The 21,461-nt window shown below is 53.0% G+C and carries 19 protein-coding genes and 1 tRNA gene; 17 read left to right on the top strand and 3 right to left on the bottom strand.

Annotated features, from left to right (window positions below; genetic code table 11):
* The first annotated feature begins 10 nt into the window (after nt 1-10).
* The 5 genes from polA (at nt 11) to ACFFT4_RS24065 (ending at nt 5,650) form a co-directional block, all read left to right on the top strand.
* Complete coding sequence (gene polA / locus ACFFT4_RS24045) at nt 11-2,683, top strand: DNA polymerase I (protein WP_378051456.1); 2,673 nt, start codon at nt 11-13, stop codon at nt 2,681-2,683.
* 70 nt (nt 2,684-2,753) lie between these two features.
* Entirely contained in the window at nt 2,754-3,686 is a 933-nt protein-coding gene (mutM, locus tag ACFFT4_RS24050; RefSeq protein ID WP_378051457.1) for a DNA-formamidopyrimidine glycosylase, read from the top strand.
* A 105-nt stretch (nt 3,687-3,791) separates the two neighbouring features.
* Nucleotides 3,792-4,475: a sporulation membrane protein YtaF gene (gene ytaF, locus ACFFT4_RS24055; RefSeq protein ID WP_378051458.1), complete on the top strand. Its 684-nt coding sequence runs from the start codon at nt 3,792-3,794 to the stop codon at nt 4,473-4,475.
* Between the two features lie 12 nt (nt 4,476-4,487).
* The gene (gene coaE / locus ACFFT4_RS24060) at nt 4,488-5,084 is read left to right on the top strand and encodes a dephospho-CoA kinase (protein ID WP_378051459.1); all 597 of its coding nucleotides are present in this window, start codon (nt 4,488-4,490) and stop codon (nt 5,082-5,084) included.
* Nucleotides 5,081-5,650 (top strand): lytic transglycosylase domain-containing protein, encoded by a 570-nt coding sequence (locus ACFFT4_RS24065; protein WP_378051460.1) that lies wholly within the window; start codon nt 5,081-5,083, stop codon nt 5,648-5,650. Before coaE ends, ACFFT4_RS24065 begins: the two co-directional genes overlap by 4 nt.
* 88 nt (nt 5,651-5,738) lie before the next feature.
* Here the strand turns inward: ACFFT4_RS24065 and ACFFT4_RS24070 are convergent, their stop codons facing one another.
* Nucleotides 5,739-5,954 (bottom strand): alpha/beta-type small acid-soluble spore protein, encoded by a 216-nt coding sequence (locus ACFFT4_RS24070; protein ID WP_116060355.1) that lies wholly within the window; start codon nt 5,952-5,954, stop codon nt 5,739-5,741.
* 110 nt (nt 5,955-6,064) lie between these two features.
* Here ACFFT4_RS24070 and nrdR point away from each other — a divergent pair, with 110 nt between their 5' ends.
* The 4 genes from nrdR (at nt 6,065) to ACFFT4_RS24090 (ending at nt 7,756) form a co-directional block, all read left to right on the top strand.
* Nucleotides 6,065-6,526: a transcriptional regulator NrdR gene (nrdR, locus tag ACFFT4_RS24075; RefSeq protein ID WP_378051461.1), complete on the top strand. Its 462-nt coding sequence runs from the start codon at nt 6,065-6,067 to the stop codon at nt 6,524-6,526.
* Nucleotides 6,527-6,928: 402 nt separating this feature from the next.
* A tRNA-Ala gene (locus tag ACFFT4_RS24080) sits at nt 6,929-7,004 on the top strand.
* Nucleotides 7,005-7,178: 174 nt separating this feature from the next.
* On the top strand, nt 7,179-7,442 hold the full coding sequence (locus ACFFT4_RS24085; protein ID WP_378051463.1) for a type II toxin-antitoxin system prevent-host-death family antitoxin: 264 nt from the start codon (nt 7,179-7,181) through the stop codon (nt 7,440-7,442).
* A 2-nt stretch (nt 7,443-7,444) separates the two neighbouring features.
* The gene (locus ACFFT4_RS24090) at nt 7,445-7,756 is read left to right on the top strand and encodes a type II toxin-antitoxin system RelE/ParE family toxin (protein ID WP_378051633.1); all 312 of its coding nucleotides are present in this window, start codon (nt 7,445-7,447) and stop codon (nt 7,754-7,756) included.
* 355 nt (nt 7,757-8,111) lie between these two features.
* Here ACFFT4_RS24090 and ACFFT4_RS24095 read toward each other — a convergent pair whose 3' ends face one another.
* Nucleotides 8,112-9,158, bottom strand: coding sequence for a LacI family DNA-binding transcriptional regulator (locus tag ACFFT4_RS24095; RefSeq protein ID WP_378051464.1), 1,047 nt, complete (start codon nt 9,156-9,158; stop codon nt 8,112-8,114).
* A gap of 61 nt (nt 9,159-9,219) precedes the next feature.
* A complete protein-coding gene (locus ACFFT4_RS24100) occupies nt 9,220-10,278 on the bottom strand; it encodes a carbohydrate-binding family 9-like protein (protein ID WP_378051465.1) in 1,059 nt (352 codons plus the stop codon).
* Nucleotides 10,279-10,571: 293 nt separating this feature from the next.
* On the opposite strand from ACFFT4_RS24100, the gene ACFFT4_RS24105 reads away from it, so the two are divergent.
* The 8 genes from ACFFT4_RS24105 to ACFFT4_RS24140 all read left to right on the top strand — a co-directional run bounded on the left by ACFFT4_RS24105 (nt 10,572) and on the right by ACFFT4_RS24140 (nt 21,312).
* Nucleotides 10,572-11,501 (top strand): ABC transporter permease, encoded by a 930-nt coding sequence (locus tag ACFFT4_RS24105; protein ID WP_378051467.1) that lies wholly within the window; start codon nt 10,572-10,574, stop codon nt 11,499-11,501.
* Between the two features lie 15 nt (nt 11,502-11,516).
* Nucleotides 11,517-12,446, top strand: a complete 930-nt coding sequence (locus tag ACFFT4_RS24110; protein ID WP_378051468.1) for a carbohydrate ABC transporter permease — start codon at nt 11,517-11,519, stop codon at nt 12,444-12,446.
* Between the two features lie 72 nt (nt 12,447-12,518).
* Nucleotides 12,519-14,150 carry an extracellular solute-binding protein gene (locus ACFFT4_RS24115; protein ID WP_378051470.1) on the top strand — a complete coding sequence of 544 codons (1,632 nt, stop codon included), beginning with the start codon at nt 12,519-12,521 and terminating at the stop codon, nt 14,148-14,150.
* Between the two features lie 28 nt (nt 14,151-14,178).
* Nucleotides 14,179-15,630: an alpha-L-fucosidase gene (locus tag ACFFT4_RS24120; RefSeq protein WP_378051471.1), complete on the top strand. Its 1,452-nt coding sequence runs from the start codon at nt 14,179-14,181 to the stop codon at nt 15,628-15,630.
* Nucleotides 15,631-15,634: 4 nt separating this feature from the next.
* Complete coding sequence (locus ACFFT4_RS24125; RefSeq protein ID WP_378051634.1) at nt 15,635-16,663, top strand: glycoside hydrolase family 18 protein; 1,029 nt, start codon at nt 15,635-15,637, stop codon at nt 16,661-16,663.
* 362 nt (nt 16,664-17,025) lie between these two features.
* Complete coding sequence (locus ACFFT4_RS24130) at nt 17,026-18,840, top strand: sensor histidine kinase (RefSeq protein WP_378051473.1); 1,815 nt, start codon at nt 17,026-17,028, stop codon at nt 18,838-18,840.
* Entirely contained in the window at nt 18,812-19,894 is a 1,083-nt protein-coding gene (locus tag ACFFT4_RS24135) for a response regulator transcription factor (RefSeq protein WP_378051474.1), read from the top strand. Before ACFFT4_RS24130 ends, ACFFT4_RS24135 begins: the two co-directional genes overlap by 29 nt.
* Nucleotides 19,895-20,001: 107 nt before the next feature.
* A complete protein-coding gene (locus ACFFT4_RS24140) occupies nt 20,002-21,312 on the top strand; it encodes an ABC transporter substrate-binding protein (protein ID WP_378051475.1) in 1,311 nt (436 codons plus the stop codon).
* The last annotated feature ends 149 nt before the right edge of the window (nt 21,313-21,461 follow it).

The raw sequence follows: 21,461 nt of genomic DNA on the forward strand, positions 1-21,461 counted from the left end.
ACGAACGGGCATGGCTAATGAGAAGGACAAGCTGGTTCTGATCGACGGGAACAGCATTATCAATCGGGCTTTTTACGCGCTGCCGCCGCTTACGAGCAGCAACGGATTGCATACGAACGCCGTTCTCGGGTTTACAACGATGCTCCTGAAGGTGCTGGAGGAGGAGAAGCCGAGCCATGTGCTCGTCGCTTTCGACGCCGGCAAGGTGACGTTCAGACACGAAGGCTACTCGGAATATAAAGGCGGCAGACAGAAGACGCCCCCGGAGCTGTCCGAGCAATTCCCGCTGCTCAAGGAGCTGCTGCAAGCGTTCTCGATCTCGCAGTACGAGCTGGCCGGCTACGAGGCGGACGATATTATCGGCACGATGGCGAAGCAGGCCGAGGAGCGGGGCAAAACCGCGATTATCGTGTCCGGGGACAAGGATATGCTGCAGCTTGCGACCGATCGGGTAAGCGTCTGGATTACGCGCAAGGGTGTCAGCGAGGTCGAGCGGTTCACGCCGGAAGGCATCGGGGAGAAGTACGGGCTGACCCCCGGGCAGATCATCGATCTGAAGGGCTTGATGGGCGACGCGAGCGACAACATTCCGGGCGTTCCCGGCGTCGGGGAGAAGACGGCGCTTAAGCTGCTGCACGAATTCGGCACGGTCGAAGGCGTGCTGGAGCATGTCGAAGAGATCAAGGGCAAACTGCGCGAAAATATCGAAGCCAACCAGGACAGCGCGAAGATGAGCAAGGAGCTGGCGACGATCTATCGCGAGGTTCCGCTTGAATATTCGGTGGAAGAAGTCGCCTGGAAGGGCTACGATCCGGCGGCTCTGGCGGGGGCGTTCCGCAAGCTGGAGTTCAAGGCGCTGATCGAACGGCTGAACCTGGGGATGGCGGACGAAGCGCTGGAGCAGCAGACGGCGGAAACCGCCTCTCATTACGAAGTCGTCCAGGTTGCCAAGGCGGGCTGGGACGGCCTGTACGGCGCGTTGACGGACGCGGAGGCGGTTCTCGTCGACGCGGCGGGAGACAACCCGCATCAGAGCGAAGGGATCGGACTGGCGATCGCGGCCGGCGAGACCTGCTATGTCGTTCCGTACGCTTCGCTGCTCGGCCCGGAAGCGGAACGGCTGAGAGCGTGGCTGGCGGACGCGGACGCGCCCAAGACGAGCTACGATCTGCATCGCGTCGATCTGGTGCTGGCCCGCTCGGGCATCGAGCTGCGGGGACATTCCTTCGACGTGCAGCTGGCGGCGTATTTGCTCGATCCGACGGAGGCCGATCCGTCGCTGCACAAGCTGCTGCAGCGTTACGGGCTGGCGCCGATTCCGTCCGACGAAGCAGTGTACGGCAAGGGCGCGAAATTCCGCGTTCCGGCGGCGGACGAGCTGGCCAAGCATCTCGCGGCCAAAGCCGACGCGGTGCGCCGGCTGAAGGAGCCGCTGTCGGAGCAGCTTGAGACGCTGGGCATGCACCGGCTCTATTACGAGCTGGAGCAGCCGCTGTCCGTCGTGCTGGCGGACATGGAGAAGATGGGAATCAAGGTGACGCCGGGGACGCTGGAGGAGCTGGGCACGGAGTTCCAGCGCCGTCTCGAGGAGATTACGGAGAAGATCTATGCTTGCGCGGGCTTCGAATTCAACATCGGCTCGACGCGCCAGCTCGGCGATGTGCTGTTCGAGCGTCTGCGCCTGCCGGCCGTGAAGAAAACGAAAACCGGCTATTCGACGGATGCGGAAGTGCTGGAGAAGCTCGAGTCGCATCACGAGATCGTCAGGCTGATTCTGCATTATCGCCAGCTGTCCAAGCTGCAGTCGACCTATATCGAAGGCCTGCTGAAGGAAATTCGTCCCGAGACGGGCAAAATCCATACGTTTTACCGGCAGACGATCGCGGCGACGGGAAGGCTGTCAAGCCAGTTCCCGAACCTGCAGAACATTCCGATCCGCCTGGAGGAGGGCCGCCAAATCCGCAAAGCCTTTGTACCGTCCGAGGCGGGCTGGAGCATTCTCGCGGCGGACTATTCGCAGATCGAGCTGCGGGTGCTGGCGCATATTTCCGGAGACGACGGGCTGAAGGAAGCCTTTTTGAAGGAAATGGACATTCACACGAAGACGGCGATGGACGTGTTCGGAGTGCCGGCGGACCGGGTGGACGCCAATATGAGACGCCAGGCGAAGGCCGTCAATTTTGGCATCGTATACGGCATCAGCGATTGGGGCTTGTCGCAGAATCTGAATATTACGCGCGGCGAGGCCGCGGACTTTATCGAGCAATATTTCGTGGCGTTCCCGGGAGTGCGCCGCTATATGACCGACATCGTGGAGCAGGCCAGGAAGGACGGCTACGTGACGACGCTGCTGGAGCGGCGCCGTTATTTGCCGGAAATTCGCCATTCCAACTTTAACCTGCGCTCCTTCGCCGAGCGGACGGCGATGAACACGCCGATCCAGGGGACGGCGGCGGACATTATCAAGCTGGCGATGATGCGGATGAGCGAGGAGCTGTCCGCGCGCGGCTTGCGCAGCCGGATGCTGCTGCAGGTTCATGACGAATTGGTGTTCGAGGTGCCGGAGGACGAATTGGAGACGATGCGGAGCCTTGTGCCGGAGACGATGAAAAACGCGTTAAAGCTCGACGTGCCGCTGCTCGCGGAAGTGAGCGTCGGTACCAACTGGTACGAAGCGAAGTAAGCGGCAGAACACAGCGAAGAGACGATCCCATGAAACGGGGAAAGGGACAGGGAGAAGGAAGGGGAAAGAAATGCCGGAATTGCCAGAGGTAGAGACGGTGCGCCGCACTTTGAACCAATTGATCGCGGGGAAACGGATCGAACGCGTGACGGTGAATTTACCGCGTATTCTGCAGAAGCCGGACGATCCGCAAGTATTCGCCGCCATGCTGGAAGGAAGAACGTTCCAATCGGTGGAGCGCCGCGGCAAGTTTCTGCGGCTTGTGCTGGACGGGCTGGTGCTCATCTCCCATCTGCGGATGGAAGGCCGCTACGGCTTGTACGGCAAGGGAGAGCCGGTCGAGCTTCATACTCACGTGCTGTTTCATTTTACGGACGGCACCGAGCTGCGTTACAAGGACGTCCGCCAGTTCGGAACGATGCATCTGTTCGCTCCGGGAGACGAATGGATCGCCGCTCCGCTGAATAAACTGGGATTAGAGCCGCTGGACGAGAGCTTTACGCCGGACGAATTCAGGCGGGTTCTCGGACGGAGGAAGACGAAGATCAAGCCGCTCCTGCTCAACCAGGAAGTCGTCGTCGGCCTGGGCAACATCTACGTGGACGAGGCTCTGCATGCCGCGGGCATTCATCCGGAGACGCCAGCCGACGAATTGAAGCGGAAGGAGCAGGAGAAGCTTCATGCCGCTATCGTCGCGACGCTCGCGGCCGCCGTGGAAGCGGGCGGCTCCTCCATCAAGTCGTACGTGAACGGGCAGGGCGAGATGGGCCTGTTCCAGCACAGCTTAAGGGCGTACGGCAGAACGGGCGAGCCTTGCCTTGTATGCGGCTCTCCGATCGAGAAGTCGGTCGTCGACGGAAGAGGCACCCACGTGTGCCTGAAATGCCAAAAGCCGCCTCGCGCTTCGCTCGGCTCGTTGGCGGATGCCGCGCCGCGGCGGCGTTCCAACGCAAATGCCAAAGCCAATGCCGTCAAACGGCGGTTGGACGGGGCTGAACGATAGCCCAGATATAAGCGGGGCATTGCGGCCGTCGTCTGCATAGGATGGAAGGTACCCGGTTTCGGAATCGGAAGACCGGGATCGCATCCATGCAGGGGGAAATCCGCTATGATGGCATCTGTGGCGTCTCTTCTTTTGTTGTCTTTTGCCGTAAGCCTGGACGGCTTCGGCGTCGGTATGACCTACGGCGTCAGGAAGATCAAAATTCCCGTATCGTCCGTGGCGATTATTTCGGCCTGCTCCGGTCTGATCATTCTGCTCTCGATGATGGTTGGCGTCGCGATGGCGCGGTGGATTCCGCCGCGAGGCGCTTCGGCCGTAGGCGCGGTTCTTCTGATCGGCATCGGCATATGGGCGCTGGTCCAGTTCGTCCGAAGCGGAGAACGCGACGGGCGCGACGCAGGGAGCGGCGGAGCGGGATCGGGAAGGGCGGATACGGTCGGCGATGCTCCCGTACTCAAGATGGAGCTCAAAATATTCGGATTCATCATTCAAATTCTGCGCACGCCTTCGGCCGCCGACATGGACCGGTCGGGAACGATCAGCGCGGGAGAAGCGTTCCTGCTGGGAACGGCGCTGTCCCTGGACGCCTTCGGTGCCGGCATCGGCGCCGCTCTGGTCGGTTTTCCGCCGTTAGTTACGGCCGTTCTGATCGCGGCTTCCAGCGGACTGTTCCTCTGGTCGGGCACCAAGTTCGGATTATGGGCGTCGCGCTGGCGCTGGATGAAGCAGTTGTCCATGCTGCCCGGCATCATTCTGATTACGATGGGAATATTCAAATTGCTGGTATAGGGAAGAGGGCTTATGAACATTGGTTTAACGGGGGGCATCGCCACCGGCAAGAGCACGGTCGCCAAGCTGCTGACGGAGCGCGGGGCTCTGCTGATCGATCTGGACAAAATCGCCCGGGAGGTCGTCGAGCCCGGGCAGCCGGCCCTGCTCGCGATTGCCGAGCGGTTCGGACAAGCCGTGCTGCAGCCGGACGGCTCGCTGGATCGCAAGAGGCTGGGCTCGATCGTGTTCGCGGATTCGGCGGAGCGCAAGGCGCTCGAGGCGATCACGCATCCGGCCATTCGAGCCGTCATGAAGGAGCGAATGGCGCGCGGCGAGACGGAGGAGCCGGACAGGCTGGTCGTCGTCGACGTTCCGCTCCTGTACGAGTCGAAGCTGGAGTCTTATTTTCACCGGGTAATGGTCGTATATGCGCCTCGCGAGACGCAGCTGGACAGGTTGATCGAACGCGACGGCCTCTCGCGGGAAGAAGCCGAGCAAAGGCTCGCGGCCCAGATGGATATCGAGGAGAAGAAGCGCCGGGCGGACGTGCTTATCGATAACGGCGGAACGCCGGAGGAGACGAATCGGCAGATCGAACGCTTCTGGCGGGAAACGGGGTTGGGATGAAGAGAAGGGTCAAACGCAAACGCTTCATCCTGCCGTTGGTCGTTATCGTATTGGGAGCGTTGTTTATCCGGTCGGACTGGCTGGGAAAGCGGATTTATCCGATCTCTTATCAGGAAGAAATCAAGCGGAACGCGCAGCATTACGAGCTGGACCCGCTCTTGATCGCGGCGATCATCCGGGTCGAATCGAACTATAAGCTTGCCGCGGTGTCTCGCAAGGGAGCGATCGGCATTATGCAAATTATGCCCGATACGGCGGAATGGATTTTGAAGCAGGACGATTTCGGAGCGATCACGGTGAAGGACGCGGGAACGCAGGCGCATGCGGGAATCGCGCTCGGCTCCTGGTACGTGAAGGACCTGCACAGGCAGTTTGGCGGCGATCTGACCAAATCGCTTGCCGCCTATAACGCCGGGCCGGGCAAGGTGAGATCGTGGCTGCAGGAAGGCGTATGGGACGGCGACGAACGGACGATTAGCGATATTCCTTACGGAGAGACTAGACATTACGTACAGCGTGTGTTGTATTATTATAAGAAGTATCAGGATATATACGAAACCTTGTAGCCGACGACGCCGCAAAAGGAAGCCTTGAAACGCTCGCGCGTCTCAAAGCTTCCCGATATTAAGTGCTTCAGCCGACTGTCAGGTCGAATTAACGGCCCGCCAGTTGTTGTTCGGCGATTTGTACCAAACGGCGGGTAATGTGACCCCCGATGGAACCGTTGTCCTTCGTCGTCATGTTACCTTGGTAACCGTCTTGCGGGATGGCAATGCCAAGCTCTTGGGCCGCTTCGTATTTCAGTTGGTTCAGGCCTGCAGTCGCTTGTGGTACGACCAATTGGTTGCTGTTGTTGTTTTGTCCGGCCATGTGTGTTCACCTCCTTGCGGTTGGTAACTGTATTATGTGCTTTATCCTACCGATCATGTAAGGGAAGGCTTGGAAAATCAAACGTATTCGAAGGAGGCGAGAGCGGCGACATGAAATGCCCTTTCTGCGATTACAACGGAACGAAGGTGCTGGATTCCCGGCCGGCCAACGATAACAAATCGATTCGCCGCCGGCGGGAGTGCGAGAAGTGCTGCCGTCGATTCACGACTTTCGAGACGGTCGAGGAAACGCCGCTGATGGTGATCAAGAAGGACGGGAGCCGCGAGGAGTTCAGCCGGGACAAGGTGCTCAGGGGCCTGCTCCGCGCCTGCGAGAAACGTCCGGTATCCGTCGGCCAGCTCGAAGTCATCGTCTCCGAGGTGGAGCGCGAAATCCGCAACACGGCTTCGGCCGAGGTCGAGAGCCGGATTATCGGGGAGCTGCTGATGGAGCATATCTATCCCGTCGACGAGGTCGCCTACGTTCGCTTCGCGTCGGTATACCGTCAGTTCAAGGACATCAATATGTTCTTTAAAGAGCTGAATACGTTGATGAACAAGCATGGCATTTAACGCGCGTACAAAAAAGCCAGCTGGAGCGACGTCGGACAAGGGGGCCGGAATGGAACGTTTATCGGTTCCGTCGGTTTCTGTCCTGTGCGCGTCTCTCCAGCTTGATGGCTCCGATTTCGGCCGTTGCGACGGCTAATTTTCGAATCGTGTATGCCGTCGATCGATGCTCCGCTAAGCGTCGATCGAGTGCCGGAAAGACGCTTTTCCGACGGAAGAAGCAATCGGCACGTTTATGCGCTCTTTTCGCTCGAAAAGGCATTGACAACCCTCCCGCCCTCATGGTAAACTCATTTTTGTCGCCAATTCTTACGGGGCTTCGGCAATGTATCGGTATTTTAGCTTCAGCTGGGAGTACGACATGGTCGGCTACACTGCCCTAAGAATTATCAAGTTTTATATCCCGGGCCTTTAGCTCAGCTGGGAGAGCGCTTCGCTGGCAGCGAAGAGGTCAGCGGTTCGATCCCGCTAAGGTCCACCATAATGTAAACATTGCAACCTGGAAAGGTTGCTTTTTTCATTAAGGGAACTTATCAGCATTATCAAAAATCTTTTTGATATACGGGTTGGTTCGTCGCTTGGGTGTGCTGGTGATATTGAAGTTATATCGTAATTTTGATAAAATAAAGATAAATTACTGTGGGGGATGATCGATATGCCTACGATACGGCGAAGTTCCGATTTGCGGAACAATTATAATGAGATCTCCGATTTTTGCCATCAGTACGATGAGCCTGTCTATATTACGAAGAATGGTCAGGGTGACCTGGCTGTGATGAGTATTGAAACGTATGAGAAATTAGTCGGTAAATTCGAATTGCATAAGCTATTGGATGAAGGTATGGAGGCTATGCGGAATAAAGAAGTAAGACCTTTTCGCGAGGCGCTTGCAGATATTGAACAGGGGATTCAGAAGTGAGTATGAGGTTTCGTGTAGTCATTACGGAACCGGCAGAAAGTGATCTGCGCGGTATCGCCAACTATATTTCCCATGAATTGCTTGAACCTGTAACTGCGCGTACAGTAGTTGCGAATATTTCGGAGGCGGTACTACTACTGGAAACGATGCCTTACAGGCATGAATTAGTCAGGGATCAACGATTGGCTGGACAACATATTCGGAAAGTGCTTGTAGATTCCTATATCGTGTTCTATGTCATATCGGAGCAGGAAAAGACGGTCACGATCGTTCGGATTTTATATGGAAAAAGACATTGGAGCAGTATATTATGAACAAATTTGGTAGTGAAACCAGCGAATGCGGAAGAGCCCATCGCTGGCAGCGATGAGGTCAGGGGTTCGATCCCCCTAATCTCCACCATAATAACAAATTAACCCTCCATGTTAATGGAGGGTTTTGATTGTTGTGCGGTCGTGGCGGAATTGGCAGACGCGCTGGCTTAGGGTCCGTGTGAACGGCTCGTGCGGGAAGGGCAGCTGAAGCGGTCCGTAAGTATCTGCACAAGCTGTGCATCCAAAAACCAAGGAGATGCTGGAGGGATAGACGACAAAGTCTACGAGATTAGCGTCAAGGTTGGCTTCGAAAGCGTCAAGCACCTCACATGTATTTTCCGAGAAATTGTGGGTGTTACTCAGTTGGAATACCGGGTGCTGAAGCGGTTGTTGAGCCCCGAAAAATAACCTGCGAAGCAATCGATATGACTTCATAGGGAACATTCGGATATTTGATCCGGAACAGAATTTGTTGCGCCAGTCGAAAGCCGATATGCGAATTGGGCACCTGCACGGTGGTCAGGTCATCGGCCAGCGAATATTCTTGGTTGGCATCGAATCCGGATACGGCCACATCCTCGGGAATGCGCACACCGCGCCCCAGCAATAGCTGCATTAAAATGCAAGCGACATGATCGTTGGCGCAGACAAAGGCGTCCGGCAGACCGGGAAGCGCAGCGACAAAAGCGGATATTTCCTCTTTGTAGGTATCCCGGCCGATAGGGCCTGTCAGGCTGCGCTGCGAATCCATTGACAGACCATGCTGAGCCAGCGCTTTGGTAAAGCCCTCAAATCGCTCGTGGTTCGACTGGGCATAATCGATGTCGCCGATAAACCCGAAACTTCTCCGCCCGCTCGCGATCAGACTCTCCGTAATTTGGGCGATGCTGGCCCGATTCTCCGTCAGAACCAGATCGCCATTCAGCTCCGACGAAGGCACTGCGGTTGAGGTGTCGAGAAACACTTTGGGTAAGTGCGACGCCGCAAGCAGTCGCAGCAGCTGTTCGTCATAGACATTGATGATAATGATTCCATGCGTACCTCCGTTGGTGAGCGAAGCCGGCAGGGTATAACCTGCGCCAACAGACGTAGGCAGGTACGTATAGATCAAGTTCACCTGATGCCCGGACAGTTCCTTGGCAATCCGGTGAATGATCGCCAACCAGAAAGTGGAGGTTTCCGGGCGGCAGACGGCCAGAGCGATATTGAGCGGAGCTTCGGCAGCGGCATCCGCTGCCGGGTAGGATCCCTCCGGAATGGTATAGTTCAACTCTTGGGCTTTAGCAATGATTTTACTCCGCAGATCTTGGGAAACCCCTGTCTGACCGCCAAATACTTTCCAGACCGTGGTGCGGGAAATGCCGAGGGAATCGGCGATTTCCTGGATCGTAACCTTCCTCATATTTGCCTCCATAACTTCCACATCGATCAGGGAACATGTTAGTTTATTGTTGGACAGCCGTTCATTTTACTTCTACCTTACCGCTCGAATAAATCACGATCGTCCTCAACTGATCAGCGGCAGGGCAGGAGATTACGAAGGTTTGGGAGGTTGTTTCAATGCGGTACGGCAGCGCCTGGATCGCGCGGTTCTCATCGCTCGGCGCGTAGGCTCGCAAAATATCCGCTAACTCTTCCAGCCGATCGCTGTAGCGCTTGTGCAAGTCTAAATAAATTTGCTGAGCGTAATAGAGTTTTCTCAGCTCCCACTTGCGGTATTCGTCTTCCGGGATGACGCCTGCGGCAGTTGCCGGGCCGGAACCGACAAAGAAGAGGAAGCCCCATAACTCCGGATAGTGAATATTGACGACACCGGTCGGCGCCCACACCCAGTTATCTTCCGGCAGCGCCCGGCCGGTCGCGGGATCGGTTTGCTTTTTGTATTGCCCGTCCACGATATCGGTTTTCCAGTGTACTCGCGAGAAATTGACCCGATAATAGTCGCCTGCTTGCGGCGACCGTTGCTGCGGCAGGCATTCGGTGATGGCGGCAAAGGGGATGACGATCTCCGCTGACCAGCTGCGGTTAGCCGCGGAGGGTTGGTTGATCGCTCCATCGACAAATACAGCAGTGCGCAATCCGCGAATATCATAACCGTTCAGGGCGCTGCCGCCATCCCGGTAAGCGACCGGGAGAAACAAATCCCACACCGTGTTTAACACATTCATTTCAAACTCATAGTACTGTTGGGTATCGGAATCGGGATCAATGAAGACTTCGAAGTCGTTATCCTGGAAAATAATATCGTCACGCCGGGTGACCGAGCCCCAAATCTCATCTCCATCAAGCTGAGCGCCAATATACAGGTTTTCGTCATCCCAGAGCAGTTTCACCCGAGTGCGGAACCGCGCGCCAGGCATGTGCGACCCTTCAATGTCGAGGAAATCGCTGGTGAAAGGTACGTCTTGCCAAAAAGGCTTGTCGAGCTTTCCGTTTAATTGAAAGGGAACGGCAGCTCGGCGGCAGGTATAGATGGGAGGGTTAAATCCAACTGCAGGGAGGGGGATTCTGACAGGTTCCATAAGGACCTCGATTCCGCGTCGGATGCGCAATATTGTCTATGGGTCGAATTATAGCATGGAAAGCGGTAAATTGTAAAATAAAATGAACATATGTGAACTTTATTTAACCAAAAATGTGAACAAGATTATTGAATAAAGGCCATTGAAGAAATAAATATTGGAAAAAAAGCAAAATTGAAAACGCTTATAAAAAGTATTGACAAAATATTTGAACACATGTTAGAGTTTGTTCATTAACATTTCCTGTGAATTTTTGAACAATAATGAACGTGATTAAACGAGGAGGGGAGTCCATGAATTCTGCAGCGATTAAGCGGAAAGGCCATGTTGGGCGGGTGCTGAGGAGAGATGCCTCCCTCTGGCTGTTTTGTATTCCTGGCATCGTACTGACTTTTATTTTCAGTTACATACCGATGTATGGCATACAGCTGGCTTTCAAAAGATTTAATGCCACAGCGGGCATCTGGGGAAGCGATTGGCAAGGGCTGTACTATTTTAAGCGGTTTTTTGAGTCGCCTTATTTTGAATCGACCATCTGGAATACCTTGGTTATCAGCTTCTACGGTTTGCTCGTATCGTTTCCGATTCCAATTATTCTGGCGCTGCTGCTGAACTCGCTTCATCACAAGCGCTACCGCAAACTGATTCAGACCGTCACTTATGCGCCAAATTTTATCTCGGTCGTTGTCATGTGCGGCATGATTATCCTGTTTCTATCGCCGACTGTAGGCGTTATCAATAGTGTCTTGCACTTATTCGGCATGGATCCGGTCAATTTCATGGCCAAGCAGGAGTACTGGCGGCACATTTATGTGTGGACCGGTGTCTGGCAAACCGCCGGCTGGAGTTCCGTTATCTTTTTTGCAGCTTTGGCCGGGGTCAGTCCGGAATTGCATGAGGCGGCCCGCTGTGACGGAGCGACGAAATTCCAGCTGATCCGGCACATCGACTTCCCTTCCATATTGCCGACAGCGACCATTCTGTTGATCTTGAACTGCGGCAGCATTCTCTCCGTCGGGTTTGAGAAGGCTTACTTGCTGCAAAACAACCTGAACTTATCGGTTTCCGAGATTATTTCGACCTATGTGTACAAAGTCGGTCTGATCAACAACGATATCTCCTATTCGACAGCGATCGGCCTGTTTAATACATTGATCAATCTGGTATTGCTCCTGATGGTTAACAAAATTGCCGACAAGCTTTCAGGCAACAGCTTGTGGTAGGGGGAAGATGAGAGGATGAAGCCAATCGCGGCCAGCCGTCTTAAAGTAAAACAGAAGCGCAGCAAGGAAGATGTCCTGTTTGACACAATCAACTTTACGGTGCTGACCTTAATTTTGTTAATTGTGGCGTACCCCCTCTATTGGGTCATCATTTCCTCCATTAGCAACCCGGGCGCCGTATCGAGCGGTCAGGTTCTGTGGCGACCGATCGGGTTTACCTTGCGGGGCTATGCTGAAGTGTTCGCGGACACCGCGGTTATGCGCGGTTTTTGGAACGCCATCGTCTATACCGTTTGCGGTGTGCTGGTGAATCTGTTCGTCACTTTACCGACCGCGTATGCCCTGTCCCGCAACAATTTTAGCGGCAGAAAGCCGATCATGATCTTCTACATGATCACGATGTTCTTTGGCGGCGGTTTGATCCCTACCTATTTGGTAGTAAAAAATCTCCATATGATCAACACAATATGGGCGCTGATTCTGCCTGGAAGTTTAAGCGTATTCAATATGATTGTCGCCAGAACTTTCTTTAAGACGAATATTTCCCAGGAGCTGTATGAAGCGGCGGAAATCGACGGCTGTACTCAGGGGAGGTTCTTCTTCGAAATTGCTCTGCCGCTGTCTAAAGCGATCGTCGCCATCCTTGTGCTGTATTACGGCGTGGGACACTGGAACGCCTATTTCTCGGCATTGATCTATATCTCGGACAAAAACATGTATCCGCTGCAACTGGTGCTGCGCAATATCCTGATCACCAATCAGGCCGCACTGGCTCAGGCGGCGACCTCGGAGGCGGCAAGAGCGGCGCTGCGCGAGAAGCAGGAACTCATCGCCCTCATGAAATACTCGCTGATCATTATAAGCAGCATCCCGGTGCTGGCTATGTATCCGTTTATCCAGAAGCATTTTGTAAAGGGCGTCATGATCGGTTCCGTAAAGGGTTGAGCGCAACGCTGTCGGGTAGTCTGCCGGAGTTCTTGCCCCGGCTGCTATATAAAAAAGAGGAGGGTATCACACATGAAGAGAAGGACAGTGGCATTGGCTTTAGCCGTGGTCATGGGCGCGGCGACACTGGCGGGCTGCAGCAGCGATAATAAGAAAGCTGCGAACAGCAGCAACGCCCCCGCCAACACATCCACACCGGCAACGGTGGATGATGCGGGAAAGGTAAACGGTCTGATGTACAAAGAGGGGTTGCCGCTCGTCGATGCAGGCGGGTACAAATTCTCCATCTTCGCTGACGACTCCAGCTCCACCGGGGAGTTTTACATGCTTAATGAATTTAAGAAGCAAACCAATGTCGAGGTTGATTTACGTATTTTCCCCTACGAAACAGCCAAGGAGCGGTTGAATCTGGATCTGAATTCCGGCGATTATGCCGACGTGATCGGCGGCTGGACTTTGTCGGACAGCATGATTCTGACCTATGGGGTCAAGCAGCAAGTATTCATCCCCCTGGAGGATCTGATCAAGGAATACGCCCCCAATATTTCGGCGATTCTTGATCTGCCCGGAGTACGGGAGCAAATGACGGCGCCGGACGGACATATCTATACGATTCCTTATGTAACCGGGGATACGAGTGTCAACTATACACCCTACATCAACAGCAAATGGCTGGAAAATGTCGGCATGAGCATACCCAAAACGACTGATGAGTTCGAAGCGGTACTGAAGGCATTCAAAGACAAGGATGCTAACGGCAACGGAGATCCAAACGATGAAGTTCCGTTCTCCGCCGATCCGAACAACAAGCATATTGAAGCAATGGCCGGCTGGTTTGGAATGCCGATGGATAAGTTCGGCCTTTCGGTCGCGGACGGAAAAGTGGTATATGGCGGCGCCAGCGACAAGTACCGCGAATTTCTCAAATGGTTTGCCGGACTCTACAAACAAGGCCTGATCGACATAGAGCTTTACACCCAAGACAAGTCAACTTGGGAAGGGAAGGGCAACAAGGATCTCTATGGCGTATCCATCGCTTACGGAAGCAAAGAGTTTTCCGGTTATACAGGCAAAGATAAAGGCGACTATGACGTACTGCCCGTATTGAACACGGATAAGGGCGGGATCTGGCTGCGTGACACAAATGGCTTCAGCGTGTTTAAAACCCAGGCCGTGATCTCCAATAACGCCAAAAACCCGGAAGTCATCATCCGCTGGTTTGACAACGCCTTCGCACTGGAAAACGGGATTGGCACCAGCAGAGGTCCGGTAGGCGTAGTGACCTTCAAGGATGGCGACCAATACCGGTCGATCGATACGGCTACTCTGCCGAAGGACGAACAGGAAAAGGTGAGCTGGAGCAACCTCTGGCCGCAGTCGCTGCCGAAATATTTGCCGGCAGGCTTTAAATTTATCGAAGAGAATCCCGGATATGTCGAAAAGGATGTTTTGCAAAAAGATTATGAGCCGTATTTGACCAAGGAGATCGTTCCCAGCCCTTGGATCGGTCTCGACGATGTCGACCGTTACTCCGATATCAGCACGGCCCTTCAGGATTATTTCGACCAACAGCAAGCTCTGTTTGTTACGGGACAGAAAGATGTGAACAACGACGCGCAGTGGCAGGATTACGTCAAGGGCCTCCATTCTTTAGGCTTGGATGACTGGATGAAGATTCGCAGCATCGATACAATCGCCAAATAAGAGTTGTACTAACGGAGGGACCGTCAGCATGGCAAATGACGAGCGCGGCCACCAACTATCATTAGGGCACATCGATACTGAAGAAGGGGAGCGCCCGGAATTGGCGGAGGCGGCTTTGGAGGCACGGATCGAGCAGGGCGTGCACCATTCCAGCGCCGCGGAAGATTACGTCTGGCCGACGGATCAGAAGGTTCGGGAAAAGCTGGAGTGGTTTCAGGATCAGAAGCTGGCTTTGATGATCCACTGGGGACCATATGCTCAGCTTGGCGTGGTTGAATCCTGGGCGCTGTCCGACGCCGACGCCGATTGGTCCAGGACGGGGATCGACTGGGGCGTCAACGCGCAGGAGTTCAAGCAACAATATTTCGGACTGAACAAAACGTTTAATCCCGTCCGCTTTCAGCCGGAACAATGGGCGGAGCTTGCGGCGGAAGCCGGCATCCGCTATCTGGTTTTCACCACGAAACATCATGACGGCTTTTGCATGTGGGATAGCGCGTATTCGGACTACAAGATCACGGCGGCGGATTGCTCTTACCATGCCAATCGGTATGCCGATATTTGCGGACATTTGTTTGAAGCCTTCCGCAAGAAGGGGATCGGCATCGCCGCCTACTTCTCCAAAGCCGATTGGCACAATGAACATTACTGGGCGAAAGGTTATCCGCGAGGAGATAATACGTGGAGAGGCCCGACCTATGAGCCGAGCGAACATCCGGAGCAATGGGAGCAATTCGTGCAGTTTACGCACAATCAGATTAAAGAGCTGGCCAGTCAATACGGCAAGCTGGATATGATGTGGTTTGACGCCGGCTGGGTCTGCGAACAGGCCGGACAAGACATTCGCCTGGGCGAAGTGATCGATCAAGTCAGAATGTGGCAGCCGGGAATGCTATGCGCGGATCGCACGGTGGGCGGCCCTTACGAGAATTACATTACGCCGGAGCAGTGCGTGCCTTCTGGGCCGCTAGGCGTACCGTGGGAGAGCTGCATCACGCTAGGCACTTCGTTCTCCTTCGCTTATGAGGATACGTACAAGTCGCCGCGAGAGGTCATCCACTTGCTGGTCGATATCGTAGCCAAGGGAGGCAATCTGGCGATCAATGTCGGCCCGCAGCCGGACGGCCGGTTGCCGCGCGGAGCGGTGACGACCTTGCGCGGGATGGGAGAATGGCTCGCTGTCTATGGCGAGGCGATCTACGGTACCCGGGTCTGCGCGCCGTACAAGGCGGCAAACCTCGGATTCACCCGAAAAGGAAATACCGTCTATGTGCTGGAGCTGTTTACCGACGAGACGAAGCAAGTTCCCGACTTGGTATGGATCCCTTACACGGGAGCCGTGCAAAAGGTAACTTTGCTGGATACGGGGGAAGAGTTGGTCTTTACCGCCGATACGGCGGGGATTACAGTGAACGTCCCCGGCGAACAGAAGGGCGCAGCGCCGATCTCCCGGGCATACAAATTAGTGATGAATGGGTAAAATGATGAGAAAATTGATTGGGTACGTAGGTACGAGAGATCTTTCCGCAATGCGGGAGCAGGATGTCCGCTCCCTCGATGTCATCAACATTGCCTTTGCCGGCTTGCAGGACGGTCGCGTGATTTGGTCCGGCGAGGGCAGCCGCGAGGCGCTGCGGCGAATTCGCCGGATCCATCCCGGGATCAAGCTGATGCTCTCGGTCGGCGGCTGGGGAGCGGACGGGTTTTCTCAGGCTGCAGCGACTCAGGCGGGGAGAGAGCGGCTGGCTGCCAGTGCGGTGGAACTAATCGGCGAATACGGTCTGGACGGCGTCGATATCGACTGGGAATATCCTGGATCTTCCCTCGCGGGGATCTCGGCAAGTCGCGAGGACAAACGGAATTTCACTTTGCTCTTGAGGCAGCTGCGAGAGGCGATAGACACCGGTGGTCCCGGACGGATGTTAACTATCGCCGCCGGCGGCGATACGTACTTCACCTTGCAGACGGATATGAGGGAGATTTGCCGCTATCTCGATTATGTTATGCTGATGACCTATGATCTGCAGGGCGGGTTCCAAACCGTGACGGGCCACCACGCGGCGCTATATCAGGGCAGTAGAAATCTGATCGACGCATGCGTGGACAAAGCGGTCCGAGTGTTCGGCGAAGCCGGTGTGCCTGCGGAAAAGATGATAATTGGCGTGCCATTTTATTCCCGGCAATGGGATGGAGTAAAGGGCGGCGGCGACGGTCTCGGTCAGGAAGCGGCAACCGTCGGTCACTATGGTCCGGATTACGGCAGTCTGGCTGATTATGTCGAACTGACGGATCGCGCTCAGCAAGGCGCTTACCGCCGCTATTGGGACCCGGAAGCAGGCGTTCCCTATCTGTTTGACGGCGGCACGTTCATCAGCTATGAGGATCAACAGTCACTGGCCGGCAAGATTGCCTATATCCGGGAGCGGGGCTTGGCCGGTATCATGTTTTGGGAATACCGATCCGATCCGACCGGGACGCTGATCCCATTCCTAAGAGAACAAATGGATAAATAGACGGACTCCCTCCTGTTGGAGAGGATAAGATCGGTTTACCTGTCTGTTCAATTGCAGAAATTGGTATGGCAGGCGCCGAAGCAGGGGGCGAAAAGGCGGTGATAGATGCCTCTGAACGGGTTTGCATACACGCCCTAGCTTCAATTTAAAAGTGTCAAGACAGAAAGCAGGCGGGTCCTCCGCCTGCTTTCCGTCTTGTATACCCGGCAATATACATTAGCGATCTATCTGCCGTATTAGAATAATGCATATTCAGGGAGCGAAATTTCGCTTACGGCACCCTAATTATAGAATTGCCAATTCGCTTTGCCATCGTACAATAGAGATAGGAATTTAAGAATGCCATTGAAAGGCGGATTTGTATGCCTAACCGCTTACGCTTGAAGCTTCTGGAACGCAGTCGAAAGGTGATCCAACCTTTTACGAACAGCATCCGGAGGAAGCTGATTGTACTGATGATCTTGATCACTTGTTTGCCTTTGATTGCGGTTATAATCTTTGCTATAACAGATGCGCGGAATAAACTGGAAGCGGAGATTATCCAATCCAACACCTCGAAAATCGAAACTTCTGCCCTATTTATGGACGATCAGCTGGAGTTTTTAGATAATATTTTATTTTCCGTTATGGCTGACAAGGACATTACCCACTACATGGAAACCTCAAGCGAAGAAGCGGCTGCTTCTCTGTTCATGATTCAGAATTATATCTTTTCAACGCTGAGCACCTTATATTTGCCCAATCTCAATAGCTTTGACGAAATTACCCTTTACAAGAAAGAAACGGACAAATCCTATGCTCTTAGAAATGGCGTTGGACATGTTTTGCTGCGCCAGAGCGAACATCGGCCTTGGAATCGACTGGGGAATATTAAACCGGCTTATGTCGTGGGCAGCCCCGAAGAGGAGAATTTCCACATGTATCGCACCTTTTATCGCTTTATCGACCATGAAATCCGTGGCGGGGTTGATCTATTTGTGAAATGGAGTGCGTTCGGACAAGTTTTTCAGTCCCTCAAAACGGAGGATAAAAGTCTTATTCTTGTGATGGACGAGCAGGGGAGAGTCGTGTATCGGCCTTATGGCTCTATGGAGCCCCGCATGGATATTTCGGTGATTTTTACCGGAATGAAAAGCTATCCGGACGATTTATTTTTTAAGTCGAATTCTCATTATGTTTTTTATGAAAAGGTTGCAAGAGGGAATATGTATTTGGTGAAGCTGATTCCGACCAGTCTTGTAGCGGAGAGTAGCAGGGGGACATTGTCGTTTAGTATTGCCGTCGGATTTATCGTAATCCTCGCTTCCGTTGTTGCCTCGGTCAATATTGCCAATCGGGCATCCGCGCCGATTCTCAAGCTGATCCGTGCCATCTCCTTGACGGAGGAAACCAACAGCGACAGGTTCATTGAGAGCAATCGCACGGATGAAATTGGCCTCTTGGAGCAGAAATACGGAAAAATAATTCAATCGAGATATCTGCTGCATATTGAGAAACGAACCGCCCAGCTTAAGGCGCTGCAAGCTCAGATCAATCCTCACTTCCTGCATAACGCATTGCAATCTATTGGAGCGATGGCTATTGTAAGGAATATGCCGGAAATATATCGGATTATTCAAGCGCTTAGTCAGTCGTTTCGGTATACGATGACCAAGGGGCAGGATTTGGTGACGCTGAGAGAAGAACTGGAGCATGTGGAAAATTATTTGCGGATTCAAGAATTCCGGTTCAAGGATAGAATTAACTTTAAAATCGAGATGACTCCCGGGCTTGATCGCGCGCTGCTGCCGCCATTAACCTTACAGCCGCTTGTCGAAAATGCCTTTGAACATGCTTTTCCCCATAAAAGAGGCAGCTGGGAGATTCAGATTGAAGCTTATCTGGACGACGAGCGACTTAAAATCATCATAAATGATAATGGGACAGGCATATCAGAGCTGCGATTAGACGAAATTCGACAGAAATTGGCACAGGAAGCGGGTAAGGTCATCGATATTCAAGAGAGTATGGCGTTAACCAACATTCATGCCCGGCTGAAAGCAATCTTCGGCGACAATTCCGGACTGGAGATAGAGAGTAAATTGGCGCAGGGCACTCGGATTACGCTCGATTTTCCCTATTATTCCCCGGATAAGCGAGGTGACCGAATTGAAGCGGTTAGTGATTATAGAGGATGAGCATTGGACTCGAGAATTAGTTAAACAATGGGTAAAGGAAGCGAAGCTGCAGATCGAAATTGTCGGGGAGGCCGAGAATGGAGAGGATGGGCTGCGGCTTATTAAGGAGCTTGACCCGGATATCGTCATTACGGATATGAATATGCCGCTTATGGACGGAGCGCAGATGCTTCATCATCTGGAGCAATGGGAAAAGCCGATTCAAATTATGGTGTTAAGCGGCTATGATCATTTCCAATATACGAGACAGGCGATCCGATCCGGAGCTGCGGAATATTTATTAAAGCCTGTAGATCCGCTCGAACTGAAGCATGCGCTGGAATTGTGTATACAAAAAATAAAACAGAGCCAGCAGCAGAACCCGATCGCGGGTACGACGGTTCAGCTTCCGGGAGAGGCGATCTTCATCCTTGCCGGCTGCAAAAGAAGACTAAGCGTCCTGTTTACGGAGAACGAATTCGAGCCCATTAAGCAAGAGCTGGAGGCCTGTCTCGGCAAGCTGGAGGCCGCATTCCCCCAGTGCACCGCGGAACAATGGCGGAGAATTTATAGTGAATTGACCCTGCATCTGGAAGTCATTATTGCTGCTGATAGCGTGGAGGAGACCCACGAGATCAAGGAAATCCTGGAGCAAATTAACCGCTTGTCTTTTGAGGGTCATTCCGAGGAAGCGGCGCGCGCGATTTCCGGCTTTTACTATAAAACCTTAGCTATTCTGGCGGATCGAAGAAAGAATCGGAAGAAACTGAATATGGCGGTTATTCAAGAATTTATATTAAATCATTACGCTGAGCCCTTAACCTTGGAGTTATTGGCGAATCGTTTTTTTGTCAGTAGAGAGTATTTAAGTAAAGCTTACAAGCAGCAATATAAGGAGAATTTGATGGATTATTTGCTTCGTCTGCGGATGGAAAAAGCATGGAAGCTCATTGAGGATAGCCGGCTGCAAATCAAAACGATTGCCCAGGCCGTAGGCTACAAGGACGTTTCTTATTTCCATAAGGTTTTCAAAAAATATTACGATATTTCGCCAATGTCGATTCGCAAGCCATGAATGCGGTTCACAATTTTCCATTCCAATCCGCTAATATCCTACAGTTACAAAGAAAAAGAATCCCTTTAATATAAGGAAAGCGCTTAAATAGAGGGAGGCAATCAAAAATGAAACAAAGGATTACATCGGCATTGTTGCTTGTAGCGTTAACGGGAGGTTTGCTGGCGGGATGTGGAAGCGACAACAAGAGTCCTTCGACTTCAACTGAAAGCGGTAACAATTCGGAAGCCGGAGTGAATCAAGAAGCTCGGAGCGTCAAGCTCAACATTATGCTGCCGGGACTTGGGCGTTTCAAGGATTCGTTCGATGGCTATTTGAAGCAATTTGCTCTAAAAGAAAAGGCCGAGAAGAACATCGAGGTCACTTATAATCTGGAGTTGCCGTCTGACCCGAACCTTTTGACTACCCGTTTGGCAAGCGGAGATGCGCCTGATATTTTCTGCCTTCATATCGTGAATCAAGGCAAAGTGTTCGAAAAGGGGGGATATTTAGCCGATCTTTCGGATCAGCCCTTCGTCGGCAAATTGCTGGACAGCGCGAAGGAAGTAGTAACCATCAATGGCAAAGTTATCGGATTACCTCTGGAAACCTTCGCTTGGGGGTATTTGTACAACAAAGACATTTTTAAGGAAAATGACTTGAAGGTGCCCGCAACGCTATCCGAAATGATGGCGGTTGTGGATACGTTGAATAAGAAAAAGATTGTCCCCTTCGAGCTGGCTTACAAAGATAACTATGTGCCGGGCTGGGTAACTTTTCTGGCCATGAATGCCATCGCCGACACTGAAATTCCGGATTGGTGGGAACGGATGGCCGAAGGTCAAGGTTCCTTTCAAGAGGTGGTCGACAAAGGGGTATTTGATATCTTTGATTTGGTGAATGCCAATGGAACTAAACGCCCGCTTGAGGTAGGCGTAGAGGATGGCGTGGCAGATTTCGCAAGCGGGAATGCGGCCATGATGATAACCGGTCCATGGTATTCGGCAAATATTTTGAAGGTGAACCCGGATTTCAATCTTGGACTTGCCCCACTTCCTGTGAACGACGACCCTGCCAGTACAAAAGTAATTGTGGCAGCTACCACAACCTTGGCAGTGTATCCGAAAAGCCCGAATAAAGAAGTAGCCATCGATTTTATAAACTATGTGCTTGATGACAAGGATTCGTCCGCGTTGTTTGAAGCTATGCAATTTAATCAGGTATCCAAAACACAAGCAATTAAAGTTCAGCCCTGGACCGAAGAAGGTCAAACGTATATGGCAAACGGTCATGCTTATTTCGGAAAAGAGCTCCCTTCGGCGGCGAACGAAGCCAATGGCAAGCTATCCCAAGCATACTTTGCAAAACAGCTGTCGAAAGAAGAATATATTAAGCAATTGGATGAAATATGGAAGAAATCAGTGGAAATTAGCAAATAAAGGATTGCGGCGGGGGCGATAACGGATGAGAAGACGGCACACCTCAAGGCGTTGCTGTCTTCTCGCTGCAAGGAGGGCCAATTCGATCCGTTCGCTGCTGCTCATCCGTCACGCGCTCCGGCGGAACCGGTTCGTACGGCTTCCGCGAT

The organism is Cohnella cellulosilytica (assembly GCF_042431195.1).
Lineage (GTDB): Bacteria > Bacillota > Bacilli > Paenibacillales > Paenibacillaceae > Cohnella > Cohnella cellulosilytica.

What these genes read in the sequence shown, in the direction of transcription:
- ACFFT4_RS24125 (WP_378051634.1), top strand. Translation starts at nt 15,635, where the DNA reads ATGAGAAAATTGATTGGGTACGTAGGTACGAGAGATCTTTCCGCAATG.
- ACFFT4_RS24140 (WP_378051475.1), top strand. Translation starts at nt 20,002, where the DNA reads ATGAAACAAAGGATTACATCGGCATTGTTGCTTGTAGCGTTAACGGGA.
- ACFFT4_RS24065 (WP_378051460.1), top strand. Translation starts at nt 5,081, where the DNA reads ATGAAGAGAAGGGTCAAACGCAAACGCTTCATCCTGCCGTTGGTCGTT.
- mutM (WP_378051457.1), top strand. Translation starts at nt 2,754, where the DNA reads ATGCCGGAATTGCCAGAGGTAGAGACGGTGCGCCGCACTTTGAACCAA.
- ACFFT4_RS24105 (WP_378051467.1), top strand. Translation starts at nt 10,572, where the DNA reads ATGAATTCTGCAGCGATTAAGCGGAAAGGCCATGTTGGGCGGGTGCTG.
- ACFFT4_RS24090 (WP_378051633.1), top strand. Translation starts at nt 7,445, where the DNA reads ATGAGGTTTCGTGTAGTCATTACGGAACCGGCAGAAAGTGATCTGCGC.
- ACFFT4_RS24095 (WP_378051464.1), bottom strand. Translation starts at nt 9,158, where the DNA reads ATGAGGAAGGTTACGATCCAGGAAATCGCCGATTCCCTCGGCATTTCC.
- ACFFT4_RS24110 (WP_378051468.1), top strand. Translation starts at nt 11,517, where the DNA reads ATGAAGCCAATCGCGGCCAGCCGTCTTAAAGTAAAACAGAAGCGCAGC.
- ACFFT4_RS24130 (WP_378051473.1), top strand. Translation starts at nt 17,026, where the DNA reads ATGCCTAACCGCTTACGCTTGAAGCTTCTGGAACGCAGTCGAAAGGTG.
- nrdR (WP_378051461.1), top strand. Translation starts at nt 6,065, where the DNA reads ATGAAATGCCCTTTCTGCGATTACAACGGAACGAAGGTGCTGGATTCC.
- ACFFT4_RS24120 (WP_378051471.1), top strand. Translation starts at nt 14,179, where the DNA reads ATGGCAAATGACGAGCGCGGCCACCAACTATCATTAGGGCACATCGAT.
- ACFFT4_RS24085 (WP_378051463.1), top strand. Translation starts at nt 7,179, where the DNA reads ATGCCTACGATACGGCGAAGTTCCGATTTGCGGAACAATTATAATGAG.
- ACFFT4_RS24115 (WP_378051470.1), top strand. Translation starts at nt 12,519, where the DNA reads ATGAAGAGAAGGACAGTGGCATTGGCTTTAGCCGTGGTCATGGGCGCG.
- coaE (WP_378051459.1), top strand. Translation starts at nt 4,488, where the DNA reads ATGAACATTGGTTTAACGGGGGGCATCGCCACCGGCAAGAGCACGGTC.
- ytaF (WP_378051458.1), top strand. Translation starts at nt 3,792, where the DNA reads ATGATGGCATCTGTGGCGTCTCTTCTTTTGTTGTCTTTTGCCGTAAGC.
- ACFFT4_RS24100 (WP_378051465.1), bottom strand. Translation starts at nt 10,278, where the DNA reads ATGGAACCTGTCAGAATCCCCCTCCCTGCAGTTGGATTTAACCCTCCC.
- ACFFT4_RS24070 (WP_116060355.1), bottom strand. Translation starts at nt 5,954, where the DNA reads ATGGCCGGACAAAACAACAACAGCAACCAATTGGTCGTACCACAAGCG.
- polA (WP_378051456.1), top strand. Translation starts at nt 11, where the DNA reads ATGGCTAATGAGAAGGACAAGCTGGTTCTGATCGACGGGAACAGCATT.